Below are 17,834 nucleotides of genomic sequence, written 5' to 3'. Positions count from 1 at the left end.
TCCTTTGGCGAAGGATTTGACGGCGCTGCTGAAGGCTTTTTTGGTGGCGGGGTTGTTGAGGGCCTGGGCTCCGCCGGGCATGAGCTTGCTGAGGGCGAGGCCGACGGCGCCGCTGGCGATGGCGGTGCCTGCGGCTTTTTTGTGGGCCGCCTCAATACTGTCTCCTGCCATGATGTGGTTTTGCAGCAGATCAGTGTAGGTGCCGCCTGCGCTCTGCGCTGCGCCGAGGATGAGCCCTGCGGTGCCGCCGCTGGTGTCTTCGACGGTGCGGTGAGCTTATGGGGCTGGAGGAGGGCTTAGTACTGTGGCTTATTCAACACCGTCCAGATCTACAATGATCTGGCTTTCTGGTGAGTCAGGCATTTGCAGGAGTTTCATCCAGGCCTGAACGATACGGCGAATCTGCTCGAATGGAAATACATCAACCCATTCGTCCTCAGTTGTCGACCAGATGGTCACCGCTGTCGGCCTGATGTCCATGCCCCAGCCCTTGTCGCAGAAGCGCGCTTCGGCATCTCCGCCCTTGCGTTGGACCTCGTCCATTGCAGTGAGAAAAACCTGGCAATCTTCGACTCTGCCCAGTTCAGTGCTCAACATGCATCCAATATAGAGATTGTATGCCCAGTTCAGTGCTCAACATGCATCCAATATAGAGATTGTAACGGTGGTCCGGGTCTTTTTCATGGCCGACAACTGCGGCATAAGGCCCCCAATTCTTGGCGTAGTGCATGATCATTTTCATAAAAATTTATTTCAAAAAAAGATGCCAGGCATTCTGTACAGCATGTGCAGTTCAAAGCATTGATTTACAATGCGGCTAATGGATCCCTGAGCTTTCATCGCTGGCGCACGTCGGCGGGGGAGCTGATGATGGTGATCAGCTTAGCATGGAGAGCCTCTTATTCGACCAGGTTTAAATAACAGACGTTCATCGTTTTTCCGGGTGCGAGATTTTTCCAGAAGTTGTCTTCGTGCTTCATCGTCGTTCAGAATGCTTTCCAGTTCGTCTGGAAGAATTTCATAAAGCTCATCATATTCCGCCAAGCCATTGAAAACGGGAAAAGAAAGATAGTGCCTGCCGCTGTCTACATCCTGCTCGATCGAACATCGTTCGTTGCGAAAAACTTTGATGTCTGTGAATTTCATTTGCTTCGATTTGGTTATTTTATGTACAGATCTTCATGTGTCCACATATCCCTTGGTCCATTTCCGGCGTCTATGACACCTTCAAGTTTTCCAGTAGGAAGTCTCGCTCCAGGCAGCCATTGATCGTTTGCTCCTGCTTCATTGCCACTCGGGATACGTATATTTAAAGAGGCTGGGTTTTTAAAGTCGACACGGGACAATGGCCTTGATCCTAGCTGGCCCCGAGGAATGCCAAGAAGGTCTTCTAGCTTGCCTCTGTCTCCACCTGCTTCTTTGAGAATGTCTGACATCTGATGAGTCGGAAAAACAAATGAGGTTCCGTCCGCTTGAGCCGGACCATATTTGTTGAGGTTTCTTGTGGGTATGATTCGCGAGGCCCCATCAATAAACTCCTCACGGTGTGCTTTGATAAAGGCATCTGACATGTAAGTTTTGGGATCTGGGCGCTTGCCTTTTTCAATACCCAAGACTTTGGCTTTGTCTGCGGGTTTGATCCCATCGTGATCGAGGATGATCTTTCTGGCGGGTGCTCTCTTTTGCCTCTCAATCCGGGCCTCCGGTGAGTTTTCAGGGAAAGGGATAGGGGTGAGTGGGGCAAATTGGGGAAGAGGACTTTTTGCTGGTGAAGTTGCAGGACTTCCTGAAGTGCTGGCCGGATTTCCGCTGATGGTACTTGGAGGTGGAGAGCTTCCACTTGGCGGGCTGGCGGATATGGACGTTGATGTGCCTGTTACAGCTCCCGGCGGGCCGCCAAGAGGCGGAGATGTGGCGCTTCCAGCAGGTGCTACGGATATGCTTGGAGAAGCTCCCGTCGGAGGCGGAGGTGTTGGCACAGCGATTGAAGCTGTTGGCGTACCCTGATTTGTTGCGCCCGATTCGTTAATCGTCGAGCCAACGGCATTCGTGGGCTCAACTGCGGCTGTAGGCGTTGGTGCATCTGCTGCGGCGCTTTGGGGCGGGGGAGCGGGGCCGTCACCTCCGGCCATGGCGAGGGCTTTGGGATCGCTGGTTGTGCGGCTGCCTGGAGTCGCAGGGCTGTTGCGGTCGCCGGGCAGGGCAGGGGAGTTGCGGTCGCGGACGCGGCGGGCGTTGTCATAGACTTCCTGCTCATGAGGGTTAAGGGGGCGCTTGCGCGCGACTTTATCCAGGTTCTCCGTCCGCCGGTTTGCCAGGTCGATGTGTTCGGCGTGTGTGGTGTCTTCTGGTATCAGATTGCCGTGGCCGAGTGTGTGGTGTCTTCTGGTATCAGATTGCCGTGGCCGACAGGCGGGGCAGTGACGCCGTTGGTGGTGTGGGTGCCGCTTCCTCTGCCTATGGAAGGGGTGGTGGTGCCGCCGGAGCTGGCCGTGGAGGTGGTAGTGCCGGTGGCTGCCGTGCCAGGGGTGTCTCCCGTGCCGGTATGACCGCTGGTGGCGATGGCTGCGGGCGGGGTGACGCCTTGGGTGGTGGAGGTGTCTCCAGGCGGGAGGCTGTCGCTGCTGGACTGGGTGGTGCTGGCGGGGGCTGTGCCGGGCCAGGGTCTTGCCAGCACGGCTTTGGCTTTTGCCAGCGCGTCGAGCTCGGTGGAATGAAGATCACGGGGCGTGGGCAGTTTGCTCAGGGTTTTCTGCTTGGCCTCCAGGTTGGTGACCTGGGCGCGGGCGAGGAGGTTTTCGGCATGGTGCAGGTTGATCTGCTCGTCCTTGCTGAGCCCGCCGTTTTTCTCCTTGGCCTTGAGGCGCTCGATGTCGCCAAGCACCTGGGGGGCGTTGTCCAGCGTCATGACTGGACCTGCGGATGCCGCCTCTTTGGATGGCTGCATGCCGGGTGGTGCATCGGCGGGGCTTGGGGTGGTATTCTCTGGTACTCTTGTCTGTGCAGGCGGGGCAGAGCCGGGCTTTGACGGTGTCTGGCTGTCCGGGGCGGTGGCTGGTGCCTCTTTGCCGGGAGCGGGGCCGCTGGAAGTGGTAGATTGTGGTATTTGTGGGCCTGAGGCTGATTCGCCAGCGGCGGCTGGGCGAGGGACCACTGCGGGGACGATGGTGGGGGGCTCCGGCGTATCGGAAGGTGAGATCTCGCGCCCTTCGGCATCGACGGTGCTGAAGCTCTGCTTTCCATCGGGCTGGGTGGACGGTGCCACGTGACCGGGGGGCGGAGTTTGCTGATTGGTGGCGGACTGCTGCGGCTGTGCGCCGGCGTTTTTCTTGTCTGCCATGGCCTGCACACCGCCGCCGAGGAGGGCGGAGGTGAGGGCGCTCTGGGGGAACTGCTCGGCGAAGCTGGTGGCGGCTTCGTTGAAGGTTCTCCCTTTGTTCATCTCGGAGGCGATGTGGGTGAACCCTTCTTCGATGGCTCCCTGGGAGATCTCTTCTGCGCCTCCTTTGGCGAAGGATTTGACGGTGCTGCTGAAGGCCTGTTTGGTGGCGGGGTTGTTGAGCGCCTGTTTTCCGCCGGGCATGAACTTGCCGAGCGCGAGGCTGAGGGCTCCGCTGGCGATGGCGGTGCCTGCGGCTTTTTTGTGGGCCTCTTCAATGCTGTCTCCTGCCATGATGTGGTTTTGAAGGAGGTCTGTGTAGGTGCCGCCTGCGCTCTGCGCTGCGCCGAGGATGAGCCCTGCGGTGCCGCCTGAGGCGATGGCGGCGCCGACGCTGGGGACGGCCTGGATGAGATTGCTGAGGAAGCGGCTTTTCGTGCCTTCGACGGTGCCGGTGAGCTCGTGTGGCTGGAGGAGGGCCTGATTTTGCGCGGCCATGCCTGCGGCGGCTTCGCTGGCTGCCTCCCCGCCGACATTGACGCCGGTGATGTCCTGGAAGGTGTTTCCGGCAAGGGCTGCGGCACCGAGCAGCCCGGAGACGACCTGGCCGCCGCCGGCGACGAGGGAGGTGCTGACGTTGTCCATGAACTTGCGCACGCCGCTGCGGTCCTTCATGGCATCGAGGTAGATCTGGGTCTTCTCGTTGTCGGTGTACTGGCGCACGCTGCCGTCCGGCATTTTTTGGGAGAAGTGGCCGGCGAGGGTGTTCTTGGTGAGCCAGGCATTGTAGTCCTCCACGCCGGGGAGGGTCTTGCCGGCCTTGAGGGTGTCTGTGGCGCGGGTGAGCCAGGCGTCATGCTGGGCGGGCCAGGTCTTGAGTGCGGCTGCCTTGGCCTCGGGGCTGGCGTTGCTGTCCTGGATGGCTTGTTCAAACCTGGCCTTGTCGTCGGTGAGGGCGGGATTCACCGCGAGGCTGCCGTCTGTGAGGGTGCGTGTGGTGTCCTGATCATGCCCGGAGAAGCCGATGCCGCGCCTGATGGCATTGAGCATGCCGCTCTGCTGATCGTGCCCCTGCTGGGTGAGCGGGGTGGCGAAGTCTGTGCGGCGCTGGTCTTCCATGGCGCGGCGCACGTGGTCTTCGCTCATGCCGAGTTCTTTGGCCTTGGCCTGCACCATGGCATCGCGCTGGGGGTCGCCTTTTTCCATCCAGCTTTTGAAGTTGGGCTTGTCCGCAGGGGCCTTGGTGTCCCGGTACATCTGCAGGAGTCCGGCGTTCTGTTTTTGAGCGGTCTCGTGGGCATCGCGCTGGGCGTAGGAGGCGTAGCCGCTGTTGAACTTGTCGTTTAAGAACTTGGCATCCTGCACGGAGAGGCGGCCTTCATTGCGCAGTTTCTGGATGCCTTCCGGGGAGAGGCCGGCGGCTGTGAGTGCGGCGTCTGCGCCCTGGCGGTCTTTGGCGGCGGCGGTGGCCTGCTGGCCTTTTTTGATGAGGTCGCTGCGCTCTGCCTCGGTGAGCGGGGTGCCTTTGCCGAGGTAAACGGGGGCGCTGCCGGGGGTGCTGCGGGCGGCGAGATCCTGCGCGGCCGGGCTGTACCTGCCGTCTGCGCCGGGGAGGAGGGTGATGCGGCCGGTCCGCCCATCCATGATGGCAAAGGGCTGGCCTGGGCTGCCGTCCGCCCCTTTGCGGGAGAGGCTGTAGCCGCCGCTGGCGCCGGGGGTGACGTGGACGTTTTCAGGATCTGTGATGCCAAAGGTGGCCTGCGCGGTGGCGCGTGCGGCGGCTGCCTGATCGACCGATTTCCATCCGCCCTGCTTCATTTCGGGGGCGTGCATGAGCATTTCATGCAATGACATGGTTTTTCCTGGTGCTGCGGCTGGCTGGCCGGGGGCTGTGGTGCCGCCAAAGGCGCTCTGTGCAGCGGCGAGGGCGCGCTGGGTGGGCTGGGAGCCCAGGGCGCTGCGCATGGCGGCGGCGGTGGCGGGGTCTTGCTTTTCGGCCTCGGCGATGAGGGCCGCGTCTGCCTCCCGCGTGTCTCCCTGGGTGTGGCGTGAGTCTTTCTGCCACTGCGCATCGTTGGGGCTTTCCGCTGCGGCGTTTTTGTGCTGATTGATCTCTGCCTGGCGCGCGCGCTGATCGATGGCGATTTTTTGGTAATGCTCGTCGTGCTGCTGTTGCAGGGTCTGGACTTCGGAGGTGAGCGCGTTGTGGGCGTCAAAGGCGCCCATGAGCTCATCGAAGTTTGCCTGCCGCTCGGCATCGGTGGCGTTGCCGGGGTTGTGGTACTTCTGCTGGGCGGCATCCATGCGCTGCTGGGCGGCGGCCACTTGCGCCTGCTTGTCCTGGAGCTGGCGGGAGAGGGCTGCGCCCTGCGTGAGCAGCTTTTCGCGTGCTGCATCGCGGGCCTGCTCACGCGGGGCGATGCCGGCCTGCGCGGCGGTGTTTCTGTCATAGCCGAGCTCGCGCCGGGTGCCGTCTGCGGCGTTGGAGAAGCGTCTGCCGGTTTGGGGATCGATCTGAAAGAGCGGGGCCTTGCTGTCCTCCGGGACGCTGATGTTTTGGCCATTGAGCTGAAAGCTGTAGCTGGCATTGCCGGCGGGGTCCGTGGTGCGGCGCATGTCCTGCACGCCGATTTGGTGCACCTTGCCGTGGTCATCGCGGTAGGGGATGGTGGTGCCCTTTTTGGCGTCATCGGTGAAGGTGGGCTGGGTGAAGCCGGCGTGGTAGAGATCTCCGCCCTTGTCCGGGTGCGGGACGACCTTTCCGTTTTCGATGACTTTGCCGGCGGCGATGTCGCCCTGCATCCTGACTTTGGCCGCGCCGTCTCCGCGTGGATTGGCGGAGATGCCACGCGGCTGGGGCTGCGGTGCTGCGGCTGCGGCACGCCCTGCGGGTGCGGTGGGTGGTGCTGGAGGAGGAGTGCCGTTTGGCGGTGGGACTGCGGCTGGGGCGGGAGGCTGTGTGGCGCGGGGTGGCTGGCCTGTGGCGGGGGTGGAAGCGGGAGGTGTGGCGGCGGACCGGGGCGCTGCGGCGGCTTGCGGGCCTGGGGTGGGAGTTTGAGCCGATGGGGCAGGGTGCTGGCCTGGGGCGGGAGCGATGGGGGGCTGCGGCTGCTGCGCGGTCTTTGCAGCGGAGGCTGCCGCTGGCTGCAGGGGGATGGCGGCGGGCTTTGGCGCGGCGTTGTTGGCAGGTGCCGCGGGCCGCAGGGGAATGAGGGGGGCACTGGCCGCGCCGCTGCTGGAGGGGGGCTGCCCGGGCTGTCCTTTGAGCCAGGTGGGCACCGTGGCAAGCTGTGCTGCCGCCGCGGAGGTTTGGGCGGCTGAAGGCTGCGCTACGGGTGGCAGTGTGGCTGCGGAAGGCCTGGCAACGGGTGGTGCGGCAGCGGGTGTTTGCGGGGATTTCTTGGCGAGCAGGGAGGGGGCTGGCTTCTCCTCGTCAAGGTCGAGACGATTCTTTCCCCCGATCAGGAGGGGACGGGAAGCGAGGGGGAGGGAAACAATTCGCATGGGAATGAACCGTGAGTTTTTTCGTGTCAGCGTGGGTCGTGTTCAGAGGTCTGTTTTCAGGCTGCATGCCGTGCTGAATGCGTGGCTGCCCAGGCGCATGGTGGGCGCGTGGTCCGGGCTGGGCCGCCCGAGGCGGGGGCATGCGGCAGGCTGCGCGCGGCAGAGTTCAGCGCAGGGAGTCCGTGGCCCGCAGAGCGCCGCGTGGTGCGCCTGCGCGGGCAGGCTGGCCGAATGCCTCAGGCGGGCAATGGCGCAGGGAAGGGGGCGGCGTTGAGATGACGAGGAAGGCATGTGAAGTGCATGGCCGCAGGGCGGCGGTGGCACCTTCCGTGTTCTTCACAGCGTCGGGTTTCTTTGAGAGAGATCGGGAAAAGGATTGGGGCGCGATTTGGGAATGCAACGGGAAAGTTTGAAAATGTGATAAAGTGGTGGTATGTGGTATTAGAGGTGCTGTTGGCTCACGGCGGTTTGTTCATGCCTGGAAACGGCTCATGGCTGGGAGGGCCGTCATGTTGTCGGCTCTGAAGTGCGCTCCGTGAGGTGAGAAGACGCCTTTTTTCAATGGAGATGAGATCGCTGTCGATGTACCAGGGACGCCCGACCAGAGCCGACAAGATAAGATGCCAAGCAGTAGCACGGGCAATCCTGCCCGTAAGCGGCGCGCTCTTCACGGGCAGGATTGCCCGTGCTACTTTTCGCGTCGGCCTCCCTGCTTTTTACGCGTAGTGCGCCGCAGCTCGGCACACCAGTCCCTGCTCATCAAACCAGAAAAACTCGGCTGCCGAGAGGTTTTGCACAGACTGGTACAGCAGGCACAGCGAGTGCGCCCCAGCCAGCACCGTGCGCAGCTCAAAGCGCAGGTCCGGGTAGCGCGCCAGCGCCTGGTCCCAGTAGCCCGCCACCGCCTCCTTGCCCACCAGCCGGTTTGGCACGGCTGTGGCCCCCGCCCCCAGCACGCGCGAGATAAAGGGCGACTCAAACTGCAGGTCCTCCGAGTAGTGCGAAAGGATGCGCGGCAAATCATGCGCATTCCACGCGGCGATCCATTCCTCGGCAAAAGCATGCGGCTCAGGTATCTGTGACATGCCCCACCGTGGCTCACGCGGTCGAAATGACAAGCCTCACCCGCGCGCTCCCTCCGTCCACCATCTTCCATCAGTCCCACAGTCACCTCCGGGCTGCAAGGGTTTGCCGTGATCCTGTCTCCGCCGGGGCGGCGCGTGTCTGGCGGGTGAGGGAAGCTGGGGATCAGGCTTTTCTGTCTGCTTATGGGTTGCTGCTTCCGTGCCTTTGATTCAGCCCCGCGCGCGCCGGTCTGGCATCTCCGTGATCTCCGGCAAGCTTTTGATCAAGAGTGCTTTATGCAGTGGTGTTTGCATAATGCCTGGCATCTTTTTTTCTGATGAGCGCTGAGATAGCTCTGACTCACTCAATGATTTTAGCGCGAAAGAAGCTGCTGTTGGCATATTGATCGGGAAGATTGCGAAGAAAGAGATCTCCGTCTTTTGGATAATAAATGCGCCCGTGATCACCAACCGCACCAACCTTTTCGAATCGACGCTGGTCGAGCGAATCATCGCAGACCGCGCGTTCATCCTTATCTAGATTCCAAGTTCTTGAAAGTTCGCCGTTTTGATGGTCTTCGCTGTAGTCGTAAATTTCAACTTTCATGATGAGAACAGGTGATCAGTGGGTTTCGTTGAAGGGCACTGGAGAGTGGAGATTGTAATCTTTTGGCAGATGCTCCTTGATTTCTTCCAAGGTAAAGTTGCCATACTTGCCGCGCTTGAGCAAGGCCTTGGCCCGGGCAAAGAGGCCGTCCAGAGCGCCCTCCCCAAGATGAGGACGGAGAGATTCCCGGATGGCAGATTCGTTGTCGATCAGGTGCTGTAGCCGCATCTTGTTGGCGAGGGAGATGTTCTGGCCTTCACGTGGACCAGGGAATGGTTTTTCGATGACGCCTGGATTGTCGGGCAGCGAAAGGCCGTTGTCTACAAGCGCCACGCCGCTCACATCGTGCTTGTCGTCGAAGCTCAGCATATAATTGTCCCGATGACGGTCTACATGCATGAGCAGGTCGTCCATGAGTTGCCACTCTTCGGCCAGCTTGTCGGGTAGGTTTGCAGGTGCCTGAGTGGCAGGATTGATGAGCAGCTTGTGCTCGCTTTTTTCTGCTTTACTACCATTCATCATGCCCTCCTGGAAGATCTGGCCAGAGCCAATGTCCCCACCATGAGCTTTGAGTGTGGTCGGCGGAACGATGCTGCTCCCGATGGCTTCGGCGAGTTTCGACGCGGCGACCTCTCGGTGGCCCATGGTGGGAGGTTCGATGCCAGCGCGCATTTTTTTCGGATTCAATCCGGAGTTGGGCTTGTAAAAGACCGATGGTTTGCCTGGTGTCTTGAGTATTTGGGGCTGGTTGGCGCTAGGTGTAGTTACCGGCACGGATTCTGTATATTCGGTGTCCTCCATCTGCTTGCGCGCGGCCTGGGTGCTGGCTGTCTTGTCAAATCCTGACTTCACTTCGGCTTGGGCTTGAGCAAGCTCTTCGGCTGTAGGTGGTGGCGGATTATTGGTATCAATCTTGGCTGGAGTGGCGGCTTTCCGGTGCCCCTCCGGGATGACCGTGCTGTTGAGCTTTTCCGTCTCCTGATCCATCTGCCCCTGGAACTCTGCCGCGATGGCGGGAGCACGGCGGGTCCAGGTTTCCTGCAGCAAGGATTGCGCCTTTGCGTCATCGCCAGCCTGAGCTGCATAAGACCGGCACAATCGCCGGCGGCTATTCCAGGGCTAACGTTCTATCGGTTCGATGTCATCGTCTTCCAATGTGAAGACGAATTCGTCCGTCGTTTTAGGCTTGAGGAGCTATTCAAAAAATGGCAAGAATTGCATCCTTCCCCCATTCTGCCGACATGCAGCCCGAGGGCGGTGGCGATGTTTTCGAATGACTTCTCGCAAAACTGCCGACAGCGTTTCTGTGATTAATACGTTTAGCCTTATTCTGACCGGGCGCTTCAACTTTTACTGACAGAATGATTCGGGTCGTTTTCTGGAACAGCCACACCAGCCAATCGTGCCCTCATTCTCTTCATGTGTCGTGCCACCACTTCTTTGACATAGGGATCATCCGGCCCCCGCATCTTGAGATGAGTTTTCTCCCACTGTTCTGCGTACTGCATCGCTTCTGCATAGCGCTTCTGGTAGGCCAGGCTTAGGGCAAGTGTCATGCGAAAGTCTGCCAAGTAGCTGTCGTTTTCCGGATCCCAGCCATGGGCATCCGCTCTTTTGTAGCGCAAGTAGGTATCCAGGCTGTTTCTCGCCGCGGCTTCAGCCTTGAGTGGCTGATTCATCTGCAAGTACATGCGAGCAGCCAGTTCCCATTGAAATGCGAGCATTCTCTGATGGACACTGCTTTCATCAAGAAGCTCTATAAGTTCGAGACTTGAGGCGATGCCGTCTTCATAGCTGCCACGTGCGTACTCCTCCTGGCTTTTTTTTCGGAGTTCTTCTATTTTTTGTCCTGTTGTCATGGTGCGAAGTTTTTTCTAAAAGCTAATAACCGTCCAGCCCATCCCACGGGTTAATTCGATTTTCGTTCACATGTGGTTCTCCAGGGTTGTACTTTGGCGGCTCACCGATAGCATCGGTATCACCTTTGAACTCATACTCCAACCACTTTGAATGTCCTGGAACACTGCTAAGGTTTGTTTCGTTTTCCAGAACGACGCCATTCAATCGGTGTTGTCCTTCTGATACATAAATTCTACCCTCAGGGGTGAGATGAGCGGCGGTATTATCGTGACCGTCACCGCGTCCGCCCTTCTTGGCAGTGTTAGGGCTGCGCGCCTCGGGGGCATAAAAGCGCACCCACTTCTTGCCTCCTTTTTCAAAGATGAACCAGTGCTCTGAAGACTGCAGTAATTTCGCACCTTCTGGAAGCCCAGGCCTGCCCCCGCTGACATGCTGGCTGTTGTTGAGGGCGGGGGCCTGTGTGCCTTGCGTCGCGATGGTTTCAGTGCCTGCCTCATCTGCTTCCTTGATGGCCTCTGCAGCGATGGCGGGATCACGGCGGGTCCAGGCTTCCTGCAGCAAAGCTTGTGCCTTTGCGTCATCGCCAGCCTGAGCTGCCTTGAGGATGCTGGCACGGTCGTTTTCGGCGAGGCCGGCCAGCTTGAGCGTCTGGTCATTGTTTAAAATATCCAGGACGGACTGCCGGTTTTGCAGCGTGTTGTGGCCAATGCCCAGCAGCGTCAAAGGCAGCACTCCGAGTGCCACATCCAGGCGTGATCCCCAAAACTGCTTCATTTCGCGGTCCCAGTCCACTCCCTGAATGTCCTGGCCGAGAGAAGCGGCGAGGCTTTGGACTGCCGGGCGTGTGAGGTCTTGCAGCCCCTCCTGGAAGTTTTCAAATCCATATGCAGCCCCTGCCTGGAGGGCTGCTTTTTTTACCATCTGGCTGGTGGCCTGACCGCTGAGCACTTTGGCGACATTGGGGGCGAGCTTGCCGAGGCCGAAGAGTGACAGCTTGTCCAGACCTGCCTTCACGGTGCCGGATACAAGCGCCACCTTGGCTGCGGCTGCTTCATCCATCTCTGGATGTTCGGCCATGATTTCGTGGAAGTCCGCATTGGCGTACCCGGCACCTGCGGCGAGCATTCCCTGAGGGGTGGCGGCCAGGACCAGCGGTAAGGATGAGCCCAGGCCGGCGGCCATCTTGCCCAGCACGGTGTCATTGAGCGGCTCGGCTTCATCAAGGATCGAGCGCATGGTGAGGGCGAGGCCATTGCGCTTCTGCTCCCTCTGCAGAGCCTGCATCATGAAGGACTTTTCTTCATCACTCAGAGGTCGCAGGGGAAGGTTGGGCGCCTGCTGCACACGCTTGTAGTAATTGTGGCGAGGATCTTGCGCGTCTGCTGACAAGGCTTCGAGCGCCTGATCCACCGATGTGATGGGGCCTTTGAATGAGGTTTGTCCCTCCTCGACCTGCGTTTTTAGACTCGGTGGAATGCGTGAGACGGAGGTGAACATGTCCCTCAGTGTCCGCTCTGCTGATGCGCCGACGGTGCCTGCGACGCCCAGCATGTGATTTGCTCCGCGCTGTTTGGCGACTGTCGCCGCGTAACGCATGAGCAGCTCCCGGTGCGCTTCCGGAAGGTCCGCCAAGGTGTCCAGGAGCACGTCCTGCTCATGCGCGCCACCATCCAGAGCCTTGTGCACCAGGCTGCGGTAGGGATCGAGAAGAGTTGTGACATGGTCATAGGTCCTGTGCCACGCGGCTTGTTCATCTTTTCCAGCGTTTGGATGAGCCTTTAACCACTCGGACATGGCCTGCAGTTTCTGGCCGCTGGTCATCGCGGATGAAACACCCGCGCCTGCTGCGCTCTCCATTAGCTTCTGCTGCTCTTGTTTCTTCCCATTCAGATGATGGAACGTCTTGTCATCCACGCCGTCGGGCAGGTCGTAGTTCCGGCGCACATAGTCGTCGCGGTAGGCGTTGTAGTTTCGGCGCAGCTCGTCCAAGGGCACCTGGGGGTACTGCTGGTGGAGGAACTGCTCATTGGCCTCGCGCAGGCGGAGCTGCTCTGCCACGCTCTCGGGGCTGAGTTTGTTCTTGTTGTCGCTGTCATCGTGCTGCCGGTCGGTGTCCGCCTTGTCGCGTGCGGCGTAGGAGGAGACGCCGCTGTTGAGCTTGCGGTTGAGGAGCTGGCCGTCCTGCACGGAGAGGCGGCCTTCATTCACCCTCTGCGCGATGCCCTCGGGGGAGAGGCCGGCCTGGGTGAGGGCGGCGTCGGCGGCTTTGCGGTCGGTGGCGGAGGTGGTGGCGGTGATGCCTTTCTGGATGAGATCGCTGACCTGCGCCTCGCTGAGGGGCGGCTGGCCGCCGGGAATGTAGATGGGGGTGCTGACGGCGAGGGCGGCTGCGGCCTGCGTGAGCCGGCCATCTGCGCCTGTGGCGAGGGTGATGCGGCTGGTCCGTGGGTCGAGCGTGGCAAAGGGCTGGTGCGTGCCGTCTGCGCCGGGGCGGGAGAGGAGGATGCTGCCGTCTGCGCCGCGGGTGGCCCGGACGTTTTCGGGATCGGTGATGCCGAGGGAGCTCTGCGCGGTGGCGCGTGCGGCGGCGGCTTGATCGACGGTGGTCAGGCGCGAGCCCTGGCCCTGCGTCATCCCGGGGGCCTGCATGAGCATGTCGTGCAGAGTCATGCTCTGGCCCTGCGCGGGCTGGGGGCTGCCGAAGGATTTTTCCGCAGCGGCAAAGAGGCGCTGGGCGGGCGGGGGGAGGAGCGCGCGGCGCATGGCCTCGGCGCTGGCGGGGTCTTGTTTCTCCGCTGCGGCGATGAGGCGGAAATTCGTCACGCGGGGGTCTCCCTGGAGGGAGGCGGAATCCTTCTGCCACGGGGCATCGTGCGGGCTGGCGGCGGCGCCTCTTTGATAATGGCCGATCTCGGCGTGGCGGGCGCGCTGCTCATGGGCGAGGGCGCTGTAGTGCGCATCATGCTGCTTTTGCAGGGCCTGCAGCTCCTGGGTGTGGTTTTCGAGCGCGGACTCTGCGCGTATGCGCTCCTCGCGTGCGCGGATGCGCTGCGTCTGCGAGTCGGGGCCGGTGGTCTGGTCTGCGGCGGTGACGGCTTGGTGGGCCGCATCAAGGCGCTGCTGCATGGCGGCGGACTGCGCCTGCTTTTGCTGAAGCTGCTGCCTGAGTGCTGCGCCCTGCGCGAGCTTTTCCTGGAGGGACTGGTCTGCGGCCGCGACACGCGGGGCCACGCCATTCTGCGCCATGGTGCGGGGGTCGTTACCAAGCTCGCGCCGGGTGGCGTCTGCGGCGGTGGTGTGGCGTTTGCCGGTTTGATCGACCTGGAAGATGGGGGACTTGCTGTCTTCGGGCACGCCCGTCAGGAGCTACGGTCGTGGTACTAAGTGGTACTAGAGGATGTGGCTGATCCTGACTCGTCTTGGCAGGGGTGATGCCGGTGGTTGTGGCTTCGATGATGTCCTTCCAGGGCTTGTCGGGATTGGAGGTGTAGCGCTCGATGATGCCCTGGATGAGCTGGTCGGGGGCCTCTTCACGCAGGCCTTCCTTGACGCTGCCGGCGGCGACGGCTTTGAACCACTGGCGGAAGTTTTCTTTGAAGGCGGGCTGCCGCAGCAGGGCCTCCACGCCCTGGGTGCCGCCTGCGGCGGTGAGGAGGTAGGTGCTGGCGGCTCCGGCGAGGGCGGGGATGAAGGCTTTGTTGAGCGCGGTGGCTTCGCTGTCTCCGCGCTTCATGTAGCCCTGCACGGCATCTCCATACATGCCGCCAAAGGTCTGCAGTCCGGAGGTGGCTGCGGCACCGCGGAGTCTCCTCTTTGACACCGGGTTCTCCCGCCGCGCTTCAGATGCGGGCTGTTACTCTACAATGACAGCATGCACCATGCTGCTGTTAGCGTATTCCCAGGGAAGGCTCCGCAGAAAGTCTTCTCCGTCTTTGGGATAGTAAATCCGTCCGTCTTCGTTGATGGATCCATGGATTTCCTTGGACTTCTGCTCGGAGTAGTTGTCGCAAATTGCTTGGCCGTTTTGATCCAAGGTCCAGGTTTCACACAGCCTGTTTTTTTTCTCATTGATGTTGTAGCTGTATATTTCGACTTTCATGATGGCGTTTATTGGTTGCGATCGTTGTAAGCTGCGGCACGAGAACGTTGTTTATCAGTCGGCAGGTGGGCATTGATCTCATCCAGTGTGAAGTTGCCATACGTGCCTCGGGCAAGCAAGGCCTTGGCCCGGGCAAAAAGACCGTCGATGGCTTCTGGTTCCAGATGTTCTTTAAGCGACTGCCGAAGTGATTCTTCGTTGTCGAGCATGCGGTGCAGGCGTGCTTCGTTGAGTGGGGAAATGGGCCGCCCTTCGAGGGGGCCCGGATAGCGTTTTTCAACGACGCCCGTGTTGGCGGGAAGAGAGTGGCCGTTGTCAACGAGGGCGGCTTCTACGATCTTGCCGTTTTCCACGCGTAGCATGTAGTTTTTGCGATGGCGGTCGCTGTGCATGAGCAGATCGTCCGTGAGTTGCCAGTCATGAGCAGTGTCGGGAGGCAAGCCCTGGGGAAGCTCGGTATCTGAATCGATCTTGATGTTATGCCCCTCATTCGGATCGGATGCATCCTTACCATTGATCATGCCCTTTTTAAAGACTTGGGCAGAGCCGGGCCTGCCATCATGAGTCAGCATGGTGGTAGGTGGAACGAGGTTAATGCCAAGCGCCTGCGCGATCTTGGAAGCGGCTACTTCTCGGTGTCCGGTGGTTCCGGGCTCAACACCGGCACGAATTTTTTTATCCGACTGGCCGTCGTCGGGCTTGTGGAGCGCCGCGTTTCCATCGGGAGCCTCAAGAATGTTGGCTTCATTGATGTGCTTTCCGCCCATTTCTCCAGTTTTCACCAATGCGCCGGCCTCATTGTGCCGGTGCAGGGTGTCACTTGCGGGCTTCGCGTTCCGCGCCCGCTCATCCGGCGCCTGCAGCAATGCGGCCTCTGACTGGGCATTTCTGGGCGCGTTGCGCTTTGACTCTAATTTTTTTCGATGCTGTTCCAAAAGCTCCGGGTTCTTCTCTTGAAAACGAGGGGCGGGCGCGTTGACCTCCGCTGTCGGGGTATTGCCGCTGACATGTTGTTGGTTTGGAAGAGATTGCTCCGTCCTCGCCAGCGCCGTCTTGGCATCTGCCAGTTCTTTTTTCTGCGCGTCGCTGAGCGGGGAGGTCTGATTTTCTAGCCGCTGCACTTGGTCCTGCACGATCTTTTTTGCCTGCGCGAGGTCCCTCTGCACCGTGGGGTGCTGCTGGGCCTCGGGGCGCATTTTGGAAACGTTCTCGATGAGTTTCCGGGAGGCCTCCGCGACCACGCTGTGCGCCTGATTCAGATCCGCCTGCACCTTGGGATGCTGCTGGGCCTGGGGAGGCATCTTGGAGACGTTCTCGATCAGTTTCTTCGAATCCTCCACGCTCTTCGGCGGCGTGGTGGGCTGCACTGGCGGGGCTGACGATGGCTGGACGGAACCGTCAGGAGTGACAGGTGTGGCATTTGATGGTATTGAAGGCTGTGGTTGATCCTGGCTTGTCCTGGCTGGGGCAAGGCCGGTGGTGGTGGCTTCAACTGCTCCACCCAGGAGGGCACCGCCGATGCCTGCGTGGAGGGTTTCTTCGATGATGTCCTTCCAGGGCTTGTCGGGATTGGAGGTGTAGCGCTCGATGATGCCCTGGATGAGCTGGTCAGGGGCCTCTTCGCGCAGGCCTTCCTTGACGCTGCCAGCGGCGACGGCTTTGAACCACTGGCGGAAGTTTTCTTTGAAGGCGGGCTGCCGCAGCAGGGCCTCCACGCCCTGGGTGCCGCCTGCGGCGGTGAGGAGGTAGGGGGCTCTCTGGAAAAGCTGGACGGAATTGAGCTGTCCCTTGGGGATGGCTCTAAGTCACTAATCCTTTACCTCAGGCAGCGGCTTCCAGTCGAAGTCTTGGAAAAAACCCAAGCGGTCTGGTCCCAAACAGTCTTCGCGAAGCCTGATATTTCCGTGCACCCGTTCCACGCGAAGATAATCCCCATTGTTGAGCACTGCGAGATCTCCCTCCCACTCTTTGAAGGCAGTCGCGACCATCTGATAAACGACCGTCTGCCCTTCATACACTTGGTCGGTTGTGAGCCATATCCGGGTTTTGAGAGTCGGAGGAAGATTGAACCTGATTTTCTGTTCTTCGCGGTCCTCATTATCGAGCTCTCGGACGGAGAAAACGCCATGCTGCCAGGTGCCTCCCCAGCGCCCATTGGGAGTCTGCGTCAGAGGGCCAGTGACAAAGGCAGCCATGCGGCCATGTCTCAGGTGATTCAAAACCTCGTCCTGATTAAGTGAGGTGTGTATTTCCATGAAAGCTGACATATTAGTAGAGTATATAAAGCTGGCCGTTTTTTATGACGAATAGTTGTTTTAGTCCATCGACAGGAAATTTTTTGAGGTGCTCCGCTATATCATTTACATCCTGACCATTGGGGTCCAAGCGAATAACAACATATGGAGCATTTTGCCTGTCCACTTTATCGACAATGAAATCGCGGATTCCGCGCATGTTTTTTCCGGCGTGCGGAGAATAGGTATCCCATTTGTCCGCAACACCGGAAACTTTGCCATCGGGGCTTTTATTAGCCTCGCGAATTTGTTCATAATCGTACCCATACTGAGCAAGAACGTTGGCGGCTTCGTTTTCACCATTCACTCCGCGTTCGTTATGCGAATCTGTATCGTTCTTGTCTAGCTTTTTTGGACTGCCTCGTGGCTTGCGATTGGCGTCATAAGGCATCGAGGGTTTAAGATGATGTGGTTGCTGCGGAACTATCCACTTAGCAGCAGGAGCGTTGCTCCTGTCGTCTGTGATTGGTTCAGATGTTGGCTCCTTGTTATTTTCTGGACCTACTCTTGCCAGCGCGGCCTTTGCATCCGTCAATGCTTTTTTCTGCGCGTCGCTCAGCGGGGTGGTCTGGCTTTCCAGCTTCCGTACCTGCTCGCGCACCACCCACTGTGCCTGTGCGAAGTCAGCCTGCGTTGTCGGGTGGCCGCGCTGCTCCACCGGGCGGTTCATCACATTGTGAATGAGCTTCTGCGACTGCTCCACGCTCAGTGGCGGAGTGGAGGGCCGGGCGGAAGCGGAACCGTCAGGAGTGACAGGTATGGTATTTGATGGTATTGAAGGCTGTGGTTGATCCCGACTTGTCTTGGCTGGGGCAAGGCCGGTGGTGGTGGCTTCAACTGCTCCACCCAGGAGGGCTCCGCCGATGCCGGCGTGGAGGGTTTCTTCGATGATGTCCTTCCAGGGCTTGTCGGGATTGGAGGTGTAGCGCTCGATGATGCCCTGGATGAGCTGGTCGGGGGCCTCTTCACGCAGGCCTTCCTTGACGCTGCCGGCGGCGACGGCTTTGAACCACTGGCGGAAGTTTTC

14 protein-coding genes are annotated in these 17,834 nt (G+C 60.1%); 1 reads left to right on the top strand and 13 read right to left on the bottom strand.

Annotation, left to right across the window (positions count from 1 at the left end):
• Positions 1–309: 309 nt before the first annotated feature.
• The 12 genes from ACILSL_RS24685 to ACILSL_RS24630 all read right to left on the bottom strand — a co-directional run bounded on the left by ACILSL_RS24685 (position 310) and on the right by ACILSL_RS24630 (position 15,880).
• The gene (locus tag ACILSL_RS24685) at positions 310–597 is read right to left on the bottom strand and encodes a hypothetical protein (protein WP_395734743.1); all 288 of its coding nucleotides are present in this window, start codon (positions 595–597) and stop codon (positions 310–312) included.
• Between the two features lie 285 nt (positions 598–882).
• Positions 883–1,146, bottom strand: a complete 264-nt coding sequence (locus ACILSL_RS24680; protein ID WP_395734742.1) for a hypothetical protein — start codon at positions 1,144–1,146, stop codon at positions 883–885.
• 14 nt (positions 1,147–1,160) lie between these two features.
• Positions 1,161–1,571 (bottom strand): hypothetical protein, encoded by a 411-nt coding sequence (locus ACILSL_RS24675; RefSeq protein ID WP_395734741.1) that lies wholly within the window; start codon positions 1,569–1,571, stop codon positions 1,161–1,163.
• A 782-nt stretch (positions 1,572–2,353) separates the two neighbouring features.
• Positions 2,354–6,883, bottom strand: coding sequence for a hypothetical protein (locus ACILSL_RS24670; protein WP_395734740.1), 4,530 nt, complete (start codon positions 6,881–6,883; stop codon positions 2,354–2,356).
• A 716-nt stretch (positions 6,884–7,599) separates the two neighbouring features.
• Positions 7,600–7,968 carry a nuclear transport factor 2 family protein gene (locus tag ACILSL_RS24665; RefSeq protein WP_395734739.1) on the bottom strand — a complete coding sequence of 123 codons (369 nt, stop codon included), beginning with the start codon at positions 7,966–7,968 and terminating at the stop codon, positions 7,600–7,602.
• A 340-nt stretch (positions 7,969–8,308) separates the two neighbouring features.
• Positions 8,309–8,554 (bottom strand): hypothetical protein, encoded by a 246-nt coding sequence (locus ACILSL_RS24660; RefSeq protein WP_395734738.1) that lies wholly within the window; start codon positions 8,552–8,554, stop codon positions 8,309–8,311.
• Between the two features lie 15 nt (positions 8,555–8,569).
• On the bottom strand, positions 8,570–9,601 hold the full coding sequence (locus tag ACILSL_RS24655; RefSeq protein WP_395734737.1) for a hypothetical protein: 1,032 nt from the start codon (positions 9,599–9,601) through the stop codon (positions 8,570–8,572).
• Between the two features lie 296 nt (positions 9,602–9,897).
• Positions 9,898–10,413: a hypothetical protein gene (locus tag ACILSL_RS24650; RefSeq protein ID WP_395734736.1), complete on the bottom strand. Its 516-nt coding sequence runs from the start codon at positions 10,411–10,413 to the stop codon at positions 9,898–9,900.
• A 22-nt stretch (positions 10,414–10,435) separates the two neighbouring features.
• Complete coding sequence (locus ACILSL_RS24645; protein WP_395734735.1) at positions 10,436–13,768, bottom strand: hypothetical protein; 3,333 nt, start codon at positions 13,766–13,768, stop codon at positions 10,436–10,438.
• Positions 13,674–14,234 (bottom strand): hypothetical protein, encoded by a 561-nt coding sequence (locus ACILSL_RS24640; protein WP_395734734.1) that lies wholly within the window; start codon positions 14,232–14,234, stop codon positions 13,674–13,676. Before ACILSL_RS24640 ends, ACILSL_RS24645 begins: the two co-directional genes overlap by 95 nt.
• A 33-nt stretch (positions 14,235–14,267) precedes the next feature.
• Entirely contained in the window at positions 14,268–14,513 is a 246-nt protein-coding gene (locus ACILSL_RS24635; protein ID WP_395734733.1) for a hypothetical protein, read from the bottom strand.
• Between the two features lie 8 nt (positions 14,514–14,521).
• Positions 14,522–15,880 (bottom strand): hypothetical protein, encoded by a 1,359-nt coding sequence (locus ACILSL_RS24630; protein WP_395734732.1) that lies wholly within the window; start codon positions 15,878–15,880, stop codon positions 14,522–14,524.
• A gap of 75 nt (positions 15,881–15,955) precedes the next feature.
• On the opposite strand from ACILSL_RS24630, the gene ACILSL_RS24625 reads away from it, so the two are divergent.
• Complete coding sequence (locus ACILSL_RS24625; protein WP_395734731.1) at positions 15,956–16,753, top strand: hypothetical protein; 798 nt, start codon at positions 15,956–15,958, stop codon at positions 16,751–16,753.
• Between the two features lie 28 nt (positions 16,754–16,781).
• Here the strand turns inward: ACILSL_RS24625 and ACILSL_RS24620 are convergent.
• Positions 16,782–17,834 (bottom strand): hypothetical protein (locus ACILSL_RS24620; protein WP_395734730.1); only part of this gene is annotated, 1,053 nt, incomplete at its 5' end.

The sequence above is a fragment of the Prosthecobacter sp. genome, assembly GCF_044222345.1.
Taxonomy (GTDB): Bacteria; Verrucomicrobiota; Verrucomicrobiia; order Verrucomicrobiales; family Verrucomicrobiaceae; genus Prosthecobacter.
This window is presented reverse-complemented; position numbering and strand designations above follow the sequence as displayed.